This window comes from Citrobacter amalonaticus, from assembly GCF_001559075.2.
GTDB lineage: Bacteria > Pseudomonadota > Gammaproteobacteria > Enterobacterales > Enterobacteriaceae > Citrobacter_A > Citrobacter_A amalonaticus_F.
The window spans coordinates 658094-674987 of sequence record NZ_CP014015.2 but is presented as its reverse complement, the minus strand read 5'-3'; the positions used below and the strand labels follow the sequence as shown (position 1 = coordinate 674987).

The window sequence follows — 16894 nt, the reverse complement described above, 5'->3', positions numbered from 1 at the left end:
TGAATTATGTACGTTCTGGCATTAATCTTCTCGCTCGCGGGTAACGCTGAAAAAAGTGAAGTTATTGGTGTTTTCAGTAGCCACCCTGAATGTGAGGCGGCATCTCAGTTGCAGTCATCACGAACCCGATGCTTTTTCCTCGATCCCGAAAAGGGCCTGGTGGATGTGGCATTACACGACGTTAATGCCAAAAATCCGAGATAACTTCATGTTAGCGCGCCTCTGCTTTGAACCGACAGGATTGTCTTAACCAGGGCATGCGCTAATCTCATCATTGCGGAAATACCCCTCTCTTAAGCGCGTATCGGATCTTCTTTGCGTCGCCCTCGGCCACACGGTTTCTCACATGCTCAATAACATTCGGCAACGAACAATAACGTGTTGGTTTTAACCTGATGGGCATTTCTTGCTATAGGTGCCGCCATCATCGAAAGCAAAGGCTTTTCGTTGGGCCTAAAAAGGTGCCTAAAAGGCTCGGATTCAATGAGTTCTCTTCGGACTTCGCGGGACAAATTGAGGGCACAAAAAAGCCCGCAGGGCTTGCGCCGTGCGGGCTCTTAGGACTTCATCGGATGACTCTGGTAATCACCGATGGAGAATTTTGGTGGAGCTGGCGGGAGTTGAACCCGCGTCCGAAATTCCTACATCCTCGGTACTACATGCTTAGTCAGTCTTTACATTCGCCTGGCACCTGCGGATTGACACGCCACTACCAGACTAGCCTGATTAGTTTTAACGCTTCAACCCCAGGCAGGGCATCCACGCGATCTCTTTTGGGTTTGACCTCTCTTTGATCCCCGTCTTAAGAGCGGAAGCTAGGGAGAGAGGGCTCAGAGCAGGTTATTAAGCTGCTAAAGCGTAGTTTTCGTCGTTTGCGACTATTTTTTGCGGCTTTTTACGAGGCCAACCGCCCCTCGGCATGCACCTTGGGTTTCGCAAATCCCGTCGAATCCAGAATCAGCCCCAATGTGTTGAGACAAGTATAACAGACTTGTGACAGCCCTTTCCAGCCCAATCCTCAAGGATTTACCGCTCGCGCAGCGCTTCACGCGCCCGGTTGAACGGTTTGATTAAATAGTCGACGATGGTTTTTTCGCCTGTTTTTATATCCACTGTTGCAATCATGCCCGGTACGATGGAAAAACGGCGTCCCAGCTTGTTTTGCAGATAGTCCTGATGGGTACGGATGAAGACGCGGTAGTAGAAGATTTCTGGCTTCACTTTGTCCTGAATGGTATCCGGCGAGATGGTTTCGACAACGCCTTCCAGCCCGCCGTAGATGGCGTAATCGTAGGCGGTGATTTTGACCAGCGCGCGCTGACCGGGATGGATAAAGGCGATATCGCGCGGAGACAGGCGCGTCTCAATCAGCAGATGGTCGTCAACCGGTACGATCTCCATCATCTCGCCGTTTGGCGGGATCACGCCGCCGATAGTCGTGACCTGAATGTTCTTCACAATACCGCGAACCGGTGAGCGAACGGTCAGGCGGGTCACCGAATCTTCGCGTCCTTTAATGATGGCGGAGAGCATTGCCACTTCGGCGTTGGCTTTGGACAGCGCCTCGCGCGCCTGGACGTAATATTGCGAGCGCAAGTCCGTGAGCTTCAGGCCGATATCGCTTTTTTGCCGCTGTAAGCGCAGCACTTCGACGTGGCTGGCGGCGCCGCTTTTTGCCAGCCGCTCGGTGATCGCCAGCTCTTTATTCACCAGCGCCAGCGCCTCTTTGAGCTCAGACTGCGCGTCGGCGAGTTGCGCGCGGCGACTGGTATAAAGCCGCGTTTCCGAGGCAAGCAGATCCGGCCAGGCGTTCAGTTCGTCAGAGAAGACCAGCGGCTTGTCGCTGACCTCCGCCGTCAGGCGCTGACTGGAGGCCAACGAGGCGCGATAGCGGGCGGCGCTTTCGCCGACGTTAGACTCCGAGCGCGTAGGGTCCATTCGCGCCAGTACCTGTCCTGCCTGGACCTGATCACCCTCATGCACCATCAGTTCGGCGAGGATCCCCCCGTCGAGTGACTGCAATACCTGCTCGCGCGAGCTGGGGATCACCTTGCCAGTGCCCGTCGAGACCTCATCAAGAATGCCGAACCACGCCCACACCGCGAGGATCAGGCACAAGATCCCGGTGAGCCAGATGATGCGGCTGGCACCTGAGAATTCTCGCTCGCGGCTGTCGTCGAGCGCGTCGTGGGTTGCATCAGGCTGACTGGTTTTCATTTTTCCACTCCCGCGTGTTGGCCTGTGAGGCCATTCGACTTTGCCCCAGCGCCTGCGCTTTCGGTGCGTCCATCACCAGTTGCCCCTCTTTAAGCACCACCACCCGTTCGACCAGCTCCAGGACCGGTACGCGATGGGTGGCGACGACCAGAGTACGGTTGCCGAGCCACTGACCCAGTCGTTGAATAAACTCGCGTTCGGAATGCTCATCCAGCGAGGCGGTGGGCTCATCGAGCAGAACGATATTGGGGGCGCGCAGCAGCATGCGGGCGAGCATGATGGACTGTCGCTGACCGCCGGATAGCCCGCTGCCGCCTTCCATAATCGGATGATCGAGACCTTTCGGTAGCCGTTTCACGAAGTTGGCCGCGCCGCAAATCTCCAGCACGCTAAATATCTCGTCGTCGCTGGCGTGCGGGGCGCCCAGCGTCAGGTTCTCGCGCAGGGTGCCGAAAAACAGGCGGGCGTTCTGGCTGAGAAGGCCGACATTGCGGCGTAAATCGGCCATATCGATTTGCGGCAGACTGAGGTTATCGAGACGGGCGTCGCCCTCGACCAGATCCACGCCGCCTGCCAGCGCCTGCAACAGCGTGGATTTACCCGCACCGTTGCGCCCGAGCACCGCGATACGCTCGCCGGCGGCGATCTCCAGTCGGTTAATGCGCAGCGGCACTCGCTGGTCTTCACTGTGATAGCGAAACTGTGCGTTCTCGAACAGATAGTGGCCGTGAAAGATCTCCTGATGTACCCGCGTTTCGTCGCGCTGGGTCTCGGTAGGGAGTTCCATAATGCTGTCCAGCCCCTTTTTGGCGGCTTTTACCTGCTGCCAGCGCGCCAGTACGCCGCACAGATTGCCCATCGGGGCGATCATCCTCGAGCCAAGCATGGAGGCAGCAACCACCGAACCGGTCGTCAGCGTACCTTCAATCACCAGCGGGGCGCCAAACATCACCATCGCCGCATAAACCAGCCCCTGGACGGTTACTCCCCAGTTGATCAGCCCCTGCGACAGTTCGCGGGTGCGCAGTCCGGACTCGGCAGTGATACGGATATAGCTGTTCCACTGTTGCAGAAACCGGTTCTCCGCCTGCATCAGCTTGATGTCCTCCAGCCCCTGAACGCTTTCGACCAGCACAGCGTTGCGCAGAGTGGCCTCGTGCGCCGACTGATTCGCCAGCTCCGCGAGCTTTTTTTGCAGCAGCAGACCGGGAAGGATCATCAGCAGCGCGGCGACCGGGGCGATCCAGGCCAACGGCGGGGCGATGATTGCCAGTACCACAATGAACAGGAAAAAGAAGGGCAGATCCACAATCGTGGAGATGGTGGAAGAGGTCACCATCTCGCGGATCTGTTCCAGCTCGCGTAGCTGCGAAATAAAGCTGCCGGTGGAGCGCGGGATCGCGCTGTTACGCAGGCGCAGCGCGTGGCTGAACACGCGATCCGACACCCGCATATCGGCGCGTTTACCCAACAGATCCATCACATGACCACGGGCGAGTCGCAGCAGAAAACCAAACAGCATGGCGATCAATACGCCGATGGCGAGAACATACAGCGACGGCCACGACTGCGCGGGGATCACCCGGTCATACACCTGCATTGAAAAGACGATCCCGGCAAGCGACAGAATGTTGATCAGCAGCGCCGCCAGCATCACCGGGCCGTAAGGACGCAGATCTTTCAGCACCAGGCTTTTCAGCCAGTCGGGTTTGAAACGCGAAATGTAGGCGTCCACCCGGCTGTCTTTCACGGCGGAAAGCGGGCGTAAAGCGATAATGAAACGGATCGTCGGCAGCAGTTCGCGCAGGGAGATCCGGTTACGCTGCAGTTCGCCGTTGATAAAACAGACGTCAAGCTGGTCTTCGCCATCGAACTGTTCTACCAGCACCAGTTCACCCTCCTGGAGCTGGATCACCACCGGCAGACGCCAGCGGGTGAGCGACTGTTCGGTGGGCGCCAGCGGCTGAAAAGAGAGTCCGGCCTGGCGTGCCAGTTGGCTGAGCGCCTGCGGCATCGGTTTATCTTTGAACCACGGGGCGCTGGCCTGTAACGCGCCGGGTGAACAGGCAATACGATAATGGGCGGCGATATGGCTCATTGCCCGCGCCCAGTTGGCCAGCGCCGGTGCGGTGATGCGCTCGTCGCCAGGAATGTCGGCGTGGGTCATGGCTGGATCTCCACTGACTGGATCGTGCGGTTTTCCAGACCAAAGGCCTGGCGCATCTGACCGGTGTTGTACAGGCAGTTAAGCTGCAGTTGATGCAACTGACTCTCTGTCTGTAACTGTGCGAAGCGCGCCTGATAGACCTCTTGCTCGGCGTTAAGCACGTCGAGAAGCGGTCGGGAGCCGAGGTCGAGATACTGTTGCTGATACAGTTCGCGAGTCCGCTCGCTCAACGTCTCCTGACGCTTCTGGATCTGCAAGGAGGTCACCAGGTTCATCGCTTCACTGCGATCCGCAAGCAGCTTCTTGCGCACGTCCAGCCGGGTGCGTTGGATCGCCGACTGGGCGGATTCCACCGCGTGGCTGGCGGCGTTGCGGCGGGCGGTTAAGCCGCCGCCCTGATAAATGGGCATCTCCACTTTGACCCATGCTGAATACTGGGTACGGTCAACGGACTCATGACCCGCGTAGTTATCGTTGAGGTAGCGCCGCACCTCCGGCTCCAGCGAAACCGTCGGCGTCATCTGCGCGTTGGCATAGTCGAGATTGGCCTGCGCGACGTTGGCCTGCGCCCAGGCGGCAAGAACCGAAGGCACCAGCTTGTCGTCCGGTTTTGCCAGTTCGCAACTACGGCCCAGCTTTTGCGGGAAGTCGTTGCTGATGGCATTGAGGTTTTTCCAGCCCAGCCAGGTCATGAGCGTCGCCTGCGAGCTCTCAAGATTGGCCTGATACTGCACGAGCTGGGAGCGTGCGCCCTCAATGCGCGCATCGGTCTGCACCACGTCCGACAGCGAGCTGGCGCCTTCATCGTTGCGCTGATTCGCCAGCCTGCCGATGGCGCTCAGGGCATCCAGTTGCTCCTTTGCCACCGTCACCATCTGTTGCCAGGTCTGCACCTGGACGATAGCGGTCGCCGTTTCATGACTGACTGTATCAATGCTGACCAGCACGTTGGCCTGTTCCTGCGCCACGCCGGCGTTTTCTGCCCGCACCTGGCTGGCGACTTTGCCGAAGTCATAGAGCATTTGCGACAGTGACAGTACCAGTGACGGACTGAATCCGCTGTCGGAATAGCTGTTGGTATAGCCGTTATTCATCCCGGCGTTAACCTGCGGATAGTATTTGGCTTTTGCGACATCGACCTGCTGGATTTGGGCATACAGTTTACCGACCACTTCCGCGATCGATGGATGCCAGGTGACGGCGCGATTGACCGCCTGAGAGAGGGTCAGTTCGCCGGGAGCGGCGCTGTCACCGCTGAGCGGCATCGGGCCATCAAGCGCGGGTAACTCCTGCTGTTCAATCCACTGCTGTGGGGCGATGCGGGGCGTCTCCCCGGCAGCGATGGCCGGGGTTGCGCACAGGTTTCCCGCCAGCCACCAGAAAGCAAGCTGTCGTTTTCCCATTTTTCTTCCCTAATTGAGCGTTGTTTTTTGCCCCGGGCGAACGTGCGCCCGGGGTCGTTGTGTTGTCGTGCTGCTGGCCTGTATCAGGTCACAATATGGTTTTGTTCGATAAGCTCCGTCAGCGTGGTTTGTACATTCTCCAGGGTCACCAGTTGCGTGGAGTGAAAGGTGCTGCCTGTCCCGTCACGGTCGATAGAGATGATGGTATTGCTGCCGCTGGTGCTGACGTTGAGATAGTTGCCCAGCGAGGCGGTTTGCCCGTTCCAGCCCACCAGCAAATCGCCGATGTCAATTTTGTCGCCCTGCGCCAGCGAGAAGTTTCTCCATGTGTCCGTACCGTTGCCGCCCGTGGTATCGCTGGCGTTAAGCAGGTTGTAGATCAGCGTGTCGCCATACACCGATCCCACCAGCACGTCGCTTTGCGCGGTACTGGTGACCTGCGGGGCGATATCCACCGTCAGCGTGGCGGTATCGGTATGACCGTGAGTGTCATTCAACGTGTAGTTAAAGGTCTCCTTCGCCGTGATCGAAGAGAGCGCCACACCGTTGTTGAGCGTGTAGGTGTACGAACCGTCGGCGCGAATTTGCAGCGAACCGTAGTGGCCCTGAATAGTGGTGGTGGCGCTGGAGTAAGGATCCAGCGTGGCGGTACTGCCGTTAAAGCCGGTAATGGTCAGGCGCGTATCAACGGTATTTAACTGATCCATCGCACCGCCGGAGTCGCTGCCGTCAAAGATATTGCCGGTGACGGTGTGCGTGCCGGAGGTTTCGAAGTTATCCAGATCGACCGTCGTGCCGGTGATTTTCGGCGTAATGGTCGCTGCGCCCGCCAGGGTGTTATTGCCGGTGAAGTTCAGCGTGTAGGTGCCGCCATCCAGCTCCAGTCCGCTCAGATTGACGGTCACGGTGGCGCCGCCCAGCGTGATATTGGCGACCGGCACGGTACCGGAGCGAACGATCACGCCGTTTTCCAGTATCGACCAGTTGATGGTCAGATTACCCAGCGTCACCAGCGTCGAGACATCAAAGACGATGGCGGCGCCTTTCAGAATGGTGCCTGCCGCGACGTCAAAGGTTCCGCTGCCGCTACCGGTTCTGCCGAGTACTCCCCAACTGGCGCTCCCGACGGTGGAATCTAGATAACTCGCGGTGTCCTGTACGGCCGGGGCCAGCAGGGTATCGCTGACATCGTTTACGGCATCCAGCGGACGGGCGGTCGGCTGGATATTGAGCGAGGCGGTATCGGTATCTCCATTTGGCGCTTTCACCGTGTAGATGAAGCTGTCTGGTGTTTTGGTGCCGTCCGCGCCCACGCCGCTTTTCAGGGTGTAGGTGTAGTTACCTTTGGCATCGATGGTTAACGTGCCGTAAGTACCGACAATGGTTGTCGTGCCCGTGGCAGCAATCGCCACGCCGTTCACCTGTGTGACCAGGGTGCCGACGGGCGCAATGTCGTCGCTCAGTACGTTGCCCTGGGTGGTGGTGGTCAGGCTGTCAACGCTGTAAACATGGTCCTCAAGCACGTTAAGGGTGTAGCCGGTGAGCGCCGTGATGCCAAACGCCGGGTTCAGCAGGAACAGGTATTCGCCGCCCGGCAGGTTCAGCGTCAGTTTGCCGGACTGACCGCCCAGCAGCGGTGCGTTCAGCCAGTTTTTCTCCACTCGCCACTGTTCAAACTGTTGGGTGACATCGTTGAAGCGATAGATGTACAGATCGAAACTGGACGCCACCGCCACGCCGCCAATGGAGGATTGCAGCGTCATGGTGCGCGTTGAACCCTGCTCAACGTCGAAAATAATCGGGTTACTCAGTTTGTCCAGTACGCCCAGATCCAGTACGTTGCCCAGACTGACGTTCACGACCGTAAAGCCGCCCTGCGAGGACGCCCCGTTGTTGATTGCCTCCACATGGGTGTCATAGGGCAGAGTGGCGACGTTATCCACGGCGGTCACGCTGCTGGCCGGAGCGTCATTGCCCAGAGTAATCACCAGCTTCGCCGAGGCGCTGTTGCCGCCGCCGTTGATGGTGTAGGTGAAGCTCTCCGTGCGTCCAATAACCGAGGCCGGACTGTTCGGGTTCAGCGCATAGCTGTAACTGCCGTCCTGATTGATCGTCAGCGTACCGTAGACGCCCTGAATGACGTTACTGCCGGCGCCCAGCGTAAAGCTTTGTCCATTGGCGTTGGTGATGGTGGTGACGACGGTGTCCAGCGGGGCGCTGTCGTTATTCAGCACGTTGCCGGTCTGCGGCGTGGTGGTGGTTATGGTACCGGCGCTGGTCTCTTCGACGCTGACGTTCAGTGAGGTATAGGAACCGGTCGCCAGCAGCGCCGTGTTGTAGGTCAGAACCCGGTAGGTTCCTCCTTCAAGCCCGGACACGTTCACCGTGACGCCGCTGCTGCCGAGCGTCAGCAGATTGGCAAACTGTGCCTGCGCAGTGTCGATGACCGTGGTCCACGAGTTGGTCGCGGCATCATATTTCTGGATCGCCACTTCCTGCGTATTCAGCAGCGAGAGCACGACCCCGGTGGTGCTGGCATCGATCACCAGCCTGGCGCTGCCGCCGTCCTGGATAGTGAACCCAACGGCCGCCGTATCGTTACCCAATACGTTCGCCACGTTGCCCAGCGCGCCAACCAGCAGCAAACCATAGTCGCTCAGTTGCTCGGTTGTGACGGTGGCACTGGAGGTTAGCTCCAGATTCTCAACGTTATCGCTGGCCGAGATGGGCAACGTTGGCGCGGTGACCTGCGTCGGGACCGAGGCGTTGCCGACCGCGTCTGTGGCGCTGACGCTGATGTTCTCGCCACTGGTCTGTTTGCGATCAAAGGTATAGGTGTAATTGCCGCTGCTGTTGGCGGTCGTGGTCACCGTTAAGCCCGTACTGAGGGTGATGGTCACGGTGCTGCCCGCTTCGGCAGTGCCGCTGATGCTGGCACCGTCGCTGCTGATGGCGCCGGTTGGCGCGGCCGTGACCGTATCCACCGTGACGGTATAGCCTGATGACAGCGTACTGGTGCCGTTGGTATTGGTGGCGGTGGCGGTGAGGACGTGGGTCCCGTCGGCGATATTGGCCTGCGGGGTCAGTGACCAGTAGCCCTGTGCATCCACGCTGGCGCTACCAATAGAGACGCCGTCGCTGTACACCGTAATGGTGGAGAACGGCTGTCCCGTCCCGTTTAACAGCGGTCTGGCGTCATTGGTGGCCTGACCGTTGGCCACCAGTCCGGTGATGGAGCCCACATCGTCCGTCAGCGTGGCGATCACGGGCGCACCGGGCAGGCCGCTGAACGGCGCAATGACGCTGCCGGAGGTCCCGGTATTACCCGCTTTGTCCTGGGCGACCACCTGCAACGTCTCTCCACCGACCTGCGCCGGGTTAATCAGAATGTTAAAACTGCCGGTGGTGCCGTCTGCGACGCCGGTTCCCAGTACCGTACCGTTGCTGCTGGTGATCGTGACCGTGCTGCCGGCCTCTGCCATACCGGTGACGTGACTGCCGTTGGTCACCACTGCCAGATTGGTCGGCGCACCTGGCGGTGTGGTATCCACCACGATGGTCGATGTCGCCGACGAGGCGCTGACGTTGCCCGCGGCGTCGGTGGCTTTGGCGGTAAAGGTATGCGATCCCTCCGTGAGTGCGGTGGTAGGCGTAAAGCTCCACGCGCCGTTGGCATCCGCCTGAATCGGGGTTGGCGTGAGTAACGTTGCGCCGTCATAGAGAGTGATGAATGCGCCCGGTTCGCTGGTCCCACGCAGCTCTGGCAGGGTGTCATTCGTGCTTTGTCCGCTGCCGACGGGACCGATGATATTGCTGACATCATCAAGAATGGTGGTGATCACCGGCGCATTTGGCGCCAGTGTGTCCATCGTGACGCCGAAACTGGCGGCCGGACCGACGTTGCCCGCGGCATCGGTCGCGGTCACGGCAAGGGTATGCGCGCCATTGGTTAACGCCGTTGTCGGCGTGAAGGTCCAGTTGCCGTCCGTGCCGACAACGAGGCTGCCAATGACCGTGCCGTTATCGGTAAAGGTCAGCGTGGTGCCTGGCTCTGCCGTGCCGTTAAGCGTTGGGCGGGTGTCATTGGTGCTCTGATTGGGTGACAGATTGCCGGTCTGCGGCGCGCTGTCATCGACCACTGAGGTGATCACCGGCGCCAGCGGCGCAGCGGTATCTACCGTGACGGCGAAGCTGGCAGAAGGACCAACGTTACCGGCGGCATCCGTTGCGGTGAAGGTCAACGTATGATTCCCCTGGCCCAGGTCGTTGGCGGGGGTAAAGGTCCAGGTCCCGTTCGCCTCGACCGTCACGCTGGCGAGGGGAACGCCATTGTCCGCGATATTGATCGTGGCCCCCGGTTCGCCGGTACCAGTGAAACCTGGGCGCGCATCGTTGGTGGTTTGACCGCTGCTCAGACTACCGGTGACCGGGCCAACGTCATCCTGCACATTGCCGATCGTTGGCGCGCCAGGCGAAACGGTATCAACCGTCAGCGTAAAATTCGCCGATGCCGGGCCGGTATTGCCCGCGCTGTCGGTGGCGGTGACCCTCAGAGAGTGGGCCCCCTGGGACAGTCCGTCCGGTCGGTAGCTCCAGCTTCCCCCTTCGGTCACGGTGGCGGTGCCAAGCAGAACGTTGCCATCGTAGACGTTAATGGTGCTACCGGGTTCGCCGGTTCCGGTAATGATCGGGCGAGTATCGTTCGTGCTTTGCCCGTTGGTGAGATCGCCGGTTCCTGGCGTCACGTTATCGGTGACGCTGACGATGGCGGGAGCCGTAGGGGCAACCGTATCGACGACCACAGTAAAGGCGGCGCCAGCGCTGACGTTACCAGCCGCGTCTGTGGCGGTTACGTTGAAGGTGTGTGAGCCATTGCCCAGCGCGGTGGCGGGCGTAAAGGTCCATGCGCCTGTACCGTCGGCCTGCACGGTACCCAACAGCGTGGTGCCGTCAAAAATGCTGACGGTGCTGTTGGCTTCGGCGGTTCCGGTCAGCGTTGGCCGTGTGTCGTTGGTGCTTTGTCCGTTGCTTAGCGAACCACTATTGGGGGCGACATCATCGGTGACAGTACTGATGACAGGAGCCGATGGTGCCTGTGTATCCACGATCAGGGAGAACGCGGCGGACGGGCCTTCGTTGCCTGCCGCATCCGTCGCCGTGACGGTCAGATTGTGCGATCCGTTGCCTAACGGGTTATCCGGAGAGAGCGACCAGCTTCCGTCGGTGCCCACCACAACGCTGCCAACGGCGAGTCCGCCGTCATACAGCGTAACGGTGGAGCCCGGCTCCGCCGTTCCCTGGATGGTTGGCTGAGTATCATTAGTGCTTTGTCCGTTCGCCAGTACACCGGTTGTCGGGTTGGTGTCATCGGTGACGCTTTGAATCACCGGAACCCGTGGCGCGGTGGTGTCGACATTCAGCGTGTATGCGGCGGAAGGCGCGCTGACGTTACCCATCGCATCGGTGGCGGTTACGGTAATGGCGTGTGAGCCAGTGGCCAGCGTCGGCGCGGTGAAGCTCCAGCTACCGTTGACGACCTGCGCGGTGCCGATTTTTACCCCATTGTCATAGACGGTAATCGTACTGCCTTCTTCACCGCTGCCGCTAAAGTCGGGCGTGGTATCGTTGGTACTGCCGCCGTTACCGATGACGCCCGTCTGCGGTTCGCTGTCATCCGTGGCGCTGGCAATGGTTGGCGCTACCGGTGGCGTGGTGTCCACCACGACCACAAAGGGATCCGACGCGACGCTGGTATTTCCCGCCGCATCGGTGGCGGTGATGGTGAGATCGTGGCTGCCTTCGCCGAGGGCGGTAGGGGGGGTAAAACTCCACGCGCCGTTAACCACCTGTACCTGACCGATTGGCGTATCGCCATCGTAAATCGTGATGGTTTCACCGTTGGTGCCGCTACCGCTCAGGGTTGGGCGGGTATCGTTGGTCGTCTGTCCGCTGGTCAGCGTTCCCGTTCCGGGGGCGACATCATCCGTCACGCTGCCAATCGCCGGTTGCGTCGGTGGGGTGAGATCGACGGTAATGTTAACCACGGCGGACGTTTTGCTGCCATCCGCGCTATCGACCACCTGGAAGGTGTGCTGGCCTTCGTCCAGCGCGTCGGTGGATGTCCAGTTCCAGCTCCAGTTGCCGTTTTCGTCGACCTGAACGTTCGACGCGACAACGACGCCATCGACCAGAATATCGACGGCAGAGTTCGGTGTGGAAAAACCGTGCAGCCCCGGCTGCGTATCGTCGGTGGTTTGCCCACTCTTCAGATCGCCCTGAACGCTACCGGTATCATCGACGATGGCGCTAATGACCGGAAGCCCGGTGCCGGAACCGCTGAAGTTGGTGGGATCGCTGTTGTTACCGGCGGTATCCTCCGCCGTGGCAGTCAGCGTATTGAGGCCCGTCTGCGCTGGCGTGACCTGAACCTGGAACGTACCGTCCGTCGCCACGCCAGTACCAATGATATTGCCGTCGGTGTCGCGGATGGTCACCGTGCTGCCGGTTTCCGCCGTGCCGCTGACCGTTGCGCCATCGGCAGAGATGGTCACCTCTTCCGGGGCCGCCGGTTTAGTCAGATCGACGTTCAGCGAGATGGAGGCGGAAGGCGTGCTGACGTTCCCCGCCGGATCGGTGGCCGTTGCCGTCAACGTGTAATTGCCTTCGGTGAGCGGCGAATCCGGGGTGATTGTCCAGTTTCCCTCAGGATCGACTTCGGCAGTGCCGATAACCGTGCTGCCATTCGACAGGGTGATGGTGCTGCCCGGTTCGCCGGTACCGCTAATGGGTAGCTCGGGCTGATTGGTGACCGCCGGACTGCCCAGAGAGGTGATAAACGGCGCGTCGGGCGCCTGGGTATCAATGGTGATGCCAATCGCGTCCGACGGCGGACTGGTGTTACCTGCGGCATCTTTTGCCGTCACGGTAAAGTGGTAGCTGCCTTCGACCAGTTCGCTATCCGGGGTGAAACTCCAGACGCCATCAATGACTTCGGCGGTGCCAATTGGTACGCCGTTATTCAGAATGGTGACAATACTACCCGTATCGCCCGTCCCACTCAGGGTTGGGGTGGTGTCGTTAGTCTGCCCACCGTCGCTCAACGGTCCGCCGTCATCGTTGACGGCCAGCGTCGGCGTATCGGGGGCCTGGGTATCAACACGCACAATGCGATCCGGCGACGTACTGCTGTTACCGGCCGGATCGGTCGCGGTCACCTGGATAATATGATCGCCCGTTAATAGCGGGGCCGTCGGTTGGAAACTCCAGTTTCCGGAATTGTCGATAACCAACGGCGACTGTTCGACGCCGTCGAGGGTAATGGTGATGGTGTCGCCTGGCGTACCGCTTCCGCTCAATAGCGGTCGCGTATCATCGGTGTACTGACCGTTATCGAGTATGCCGGTCTGGCTGCCGACATTATCGGTGACGGTCAGGTTGGGCACGGCGGGTGGGGTGGTATCCACCAGAATGCCGATCGGCGCGGAAGGTTCACTGACATTGCCCGCCGGATCGGTGCTGGTGAGGGTAAAGACATGGTCGCCTTCATCAAGGGCATCCGACGTGTAGCTCCAGGCGCCGTTAGTCACCGTGACGGTGGTAACCAGATCACCATTGTCGTAAATGCTGATGATATCGCCATCTGTTCCCGTACCGCTCAGAACCGGTTGGGTTTCCTGGGTCGCCTGGCCGTCGGTGAGTGGATCATTTGCGCCATTCGTCAGCGTCAGCGCAGGGATATCGGGGGCAGTGGTATCCACCGTAATGGTAATGGGGGTGGACTTATCGCTGGTATTGCCCAGGGGATCGCTGGCGGTGACGCTCAGCGTGTGGTCGCCTTCGCCCAGCGCGGGTGTCGGGGTAAAGCTCCAGCTACCGTTTTCCGCAACTTTTGTCGTACCAATGATCGCCGTTCCGTCATACACCGTAATGGTGTCTCCGGCGGTGCCGCTTCCGCTTAACACAGGCTGCGTTGCGTCGGTCACGTCGTTGTCCGTCAGTTCACCTACGTTACTGCCGGTGTTGTCAGTCAGGGTCACGACCGGAATGACGGGTGGCGTGGTATCGACGGTAATAGTGATGGATGCAGAAGGCGTGCTGGTCTGGTTTTCCGCATCGGTCGCGGTGACGGTAAAGGTATGGTCGCCGTCGCCCAGTACCGGTGTAGTGAGCGTCCAGTTGCCGTTGCTGTCCACGGTGGCGGTTCCCGCCAGCGGGGTACCTCCGTCCAGAATAGTGATGATTGCGCCGGGTTCACCGGTTCCGCTGAAGGTCAACTGATTGTCATCAGTGAGTTGTCCGTCCCCCAGATTGCCTTTCTGCGCGCCAACATCATCAACAATCGAACTGACGACAGGGGCCTCCGGTGCGGTGATATCCGGAGCCACGACCTCGTATGGCAAACTGGTATTGTTCGCGGCATCCGTGGCGGTGACGTTCAGCGTTTCACCGTTGGCCTGCGGCGGGTCAAGGGTGATCACCAGCGTGCCGTTCTCCGGGATCGGACCGGTTTCCGCCAGCGTATTGCCGTCACTGTCTTTAATCGTAATCGTACTGCCTGGTTCGGCGGTGGCGGTCAGGGTGGTGCCGTCTGCTGAAATAACCGCCGTAGGTGGCTGCGGCGCTGTGGTATCCGGTGCGGTGACGTTGGCGGGCGTGCTGTTCTGATTCGCCGGATCGGTCACTGTGGCAGTAAGCGTTTCACCATTGGTTTGCGGCGTGTCCAGTGTGACGGTGAAATTCCCCTCGCCGTCGGTTTGACCATGGCCAATCGGGTTACCGTCAGGATCGCGAATCGTCACCGTGCTGCCGGGTTCTGCTGTCCCCGTCACAGTGGTGCCATCATCCGAGACATCCAGGTTTCCGGCGGGCTGCGGCGGGGTGGTGTCCGGGGCGAGGGTGGTCGCCGGAGGGCTGGTCAGATTCGCCGGATCCATGACGATGGCGGTTAAAATTTCTCCGTTGGTTTGCGGCGGGTTCAGTGTGACGGTAAATGAGCCGTCGGGTTGAACTTGTTCCGATCCCAGCGGAGCGTTGTCGCTGCCGTAAATGGTCACCGTCGTGCCTGGCTCGGCGGTACCGGTCACGGTTGTCCCATCGTCAGAAACATCCAGATTATCTGCCGCCTGCGGAGGCGTGGTATCAGGAGCGGTTGCGTTGGCAGGTGAGCTGTCATTCCCCGCTTTATCCGTGGCGGTGGCGGTCAGCACCTCACCGTTTACCCGTGGCGGATTGAGAGGGAAGCTGAATTTCCCTTCGCTGTCTGCGGTCACGGTGCCGAGCGTGGCGCCGCTGGCGTCAGCAATGGTGACTTTACTTCCCGCCTCGGTGCTGCCGGTCAGTACGGTTCCGTTTTGCGAGATAAGCAGTTCGTCGGGGGCTGCCGGCGGGGTGGTATCCACGGTGACCGAGAATTCCACGGCGTTTCCGCTGACGCCATCTTCGGTGGATTGTGTGGCGGTGTAGTGATGCAATCCTTCAGACACACCGCTCAGCTCGAATACCCACGTGCCGTCGTTGGCGCTCGCCGTGCCGATCGCGATACCATTTTCATAAATGATTACCTCTGCCCCAGGCAGCGCGGTACCCGTGAGAGTGGGGGTGGTATCCTTCGTAAACTGACCGTTGCCTAACGTCACTGCGGTGGGCTGCGTATCATCAATGATGCCGGTAATGGTGGGGGCATCAGGAAAACCTGAGTTGGAACCGAGGAAGGTGGCTTCGTCGCCTTCGTTACCCGCGGCGTCAGAAATATCGGCATACAGCTGTTCGGAATCGGTTTGCGCCGAATTGAGGCGAACGGTAAACCGACCGGTGTCATCGACCTGAACAGAGGCCAGGACATTGTGCTGGCTGTCGAAAATCGTGACGACGCAACCCGCTTCTGCGATCCCTGATACCCAGAGCCCATCTTCAGAAACCGTTAACCCGGAGACCTCATCAGGGGCAATCGTATCGACGGTAAAGGTGAAATCGCCGGAAATGGCGCTGGTATTGCCATTCTCGTCCGTCGCGGTCGCGGTCAGCACATGTTCGCCTTCGGAAAGCGGTAGGTCGGGTTTATAGCTCCAGTTCCCCTGTTCATCGACCATGACGGTGCCAATTTCCTGTCCATTGTCATAGAGAGTGATGAGGGATCCTGCTTCACCGGTACCGGTAATCATCGGCTGGCTGTCGTTGGTGGTCTGATTCTCCTGAATGGCACCTGTGATGGCGGAGACGGCGTCCGTCGCGCCGGTAATGACAGGGGCCGTCGGTGGCGTGGGGTTTTCCCCGCCAGGAGGATTTGTGCCGTTATCGCCGCCGCCGTTGTCTCCGCCTCCGTTATTTCCGCCGCCATCCCCGGAACCCTCACCAGGATTGCCATTGTCGTTATCATGATGGTGGCTGCCGCCACCGCCCGAGGACGCTATTGCTGCGATCCCACCGGCGGCAACCGCGCCACCCAGCACCCACGGCCAGATAGCTCCGCCTTCGTGAGATTCACCGGCGGTAACCAGCAAATCGTCAATAGTGGAAATGTGTTCAAAATGCAGGCCGCTTTCCGGGTTTTCCACCCACCACAGCGCACCGTGACTGTCTTCCAGTACCAGTTGGCTGGCCCCCTGATCGTTCGCCACATAGAAATTTTTAACGGTCAGTTTTTCACCGGACGTAAAGGTGATCACCAGATCCTGATTCACGCGAGCCAGTTGACTGATATCGCTACGCTCTGCGGATAATTTCACAATGGAAGGGGCATTTAGTGTGATTTCAGAGGCTTCGACATGGGTGGAAACGCCCGTCAACTTGGATATAACAGCGAGAAGACGCATATGTTTACTCCTGATGGCTTGCTCTGTGCATTAATTCGTTAAAATCACCGGACGGGGAAAATGTGCAGATGCGCGATCCCGTTCATCATGTCGATGAATTCTCGCCGGTGATTTCTATGCTGTGGCCGTGCAGATGTTGGTTTCTGTTGCGCTGAATAACCCTTTGTTTTTTTGATTCACTGGTACTTTCGTATTAGATGATATAGTCAGAAAGCACTCGTTCTGCAAATTAAGGTATATTTGTGATTTGTTTAGTGAGGGTGAAATATATACGGTTTTGCACCGGTTGACGAAGT

General features: G+C 59.4%; 5 protein-coding genes and 1 other RNA gene. 1 reads left to right on the top strand and 5 read right to left on the bottom strand.

Annotated elements, in window-relative coordinates:
- Positions 1 to 6: 6 nt before the first annotated feature.
- The gene (locus AL479_RS03250; RefSeq protein ID WP_061075026.1) at positions 7 to 204 is read left to right on the top strand and encodes a hypothetical protein; all 198 of its coding nucleotides are present in this window, start codon (positions 7 to 9) and stop codon (positions 202 to 204) included.
- Positions 205 to 602: 398 nt separating this feature from the next.
- Here AL479_RS03250 and ssrA read toward each other — a convergent pair.
- From ssrA to AL479_RS03225, 5 genes are all read right to left on the bottom strand, one after another.
- Positions 603 to 965, bottom strand: a transfer-messenger RNA (tmRNA) gene (gene ssrA, locus AL479_RS03245).
- A 61-nt stretch (positions 966 to 1026) separates the two neighbouring features.
- Complete coding sequence (locus AL479_RS03240; RefSeq protein WP_061075025.1) at positions 1027 to 2217, bottom strand: HlyD family efflux transporter periplasmic adaptor subunit; 1191 nt, start codon at positions 2215 to 2217, stop codon at positions 1027 to 1029.
- Positions 2198 to 4384 (bottom strand): type I secretion system permease/ATPase, encoded by a 2187-nt coding sequence (locus tag AL479_RS03235; protein ID WP_061075024.1) that lies wholly within the window; start codon positions 4382 to 4384, stop codon positions 2198 to 2200. The genes AL479_RS03240 and AL479_RS03235 overlap by 20 nt, the downstream gene beginning before the upstream one ends.
- Positions 4381 to 5787, bottom strand: coding sequence for a TolC family outer membrane protein (locus AL479_RS03230; protein ID WP_061075023.1), 1407 nt, complete (start codon positions 5785 to 5787; stop codon positions 4381 to 4383). The genes AL479_RS03235 and AL479_RS03230 overlap by 4 nt, the downstream gene beginning before the upstream one ends.
- An 83-nt stretch (positions 5788 to 5870) precedes the next feature.
- Positions 5871 to 16598 carry a BapA/Bap/LapF family large adhesin gene (locus AL479_RS03225; protein ID WP_061075022.1) on the bottom strand — a complete coding sequence of 3576 codons (10728 nt, stop codon included), beginning with the start codon at positions 16596 to 16598 and terminating at the stop codon, positions 5871 to 5873.
- Positions 16599 to 16894 lie beyond the last annotated feature (296 nt).

Excerpts from the sequence above, each read along its gene's own strand:
- AL479_RS03235 (WP_061075024.1), bottom strand. The coding sequence starts at position 4,384 with ATGACCCACGCCGACATTCCTGGCGACGAGCGCATCACCGCACCGGCG.
- AL479_RS03240 (WP_061075025.1), bottom strand. The coding sequence starts at position 2,217 with ATGAAAACCAGTCAGCCTGATGCAACCCACGACGCGCTCGACGACAGC.
- AL479_RS03250 (WP_061075026.1), top strand. The coding sequence starts at position 7 with ATGTACGTTCTGGCATTAATCTTCTCGCTCGCGGGTAACGCTGAAAAA.
- AL479_RS03225 (WP_061075022.1), bottom strand. The coding sequence starts at position 16,598 with ATGCGTCTTCTCGCTGTTATATCCAAGTTGACGGGCGTTTCCACCCAT.
- AL479_RS03230 (WP_061075023.1), bottom strand. The coding sequence starts at position 5,787 with ATGGGAAAACGACAGCTTGCTTTCTGGTGGCTGGCGGGAAACCTGTGC.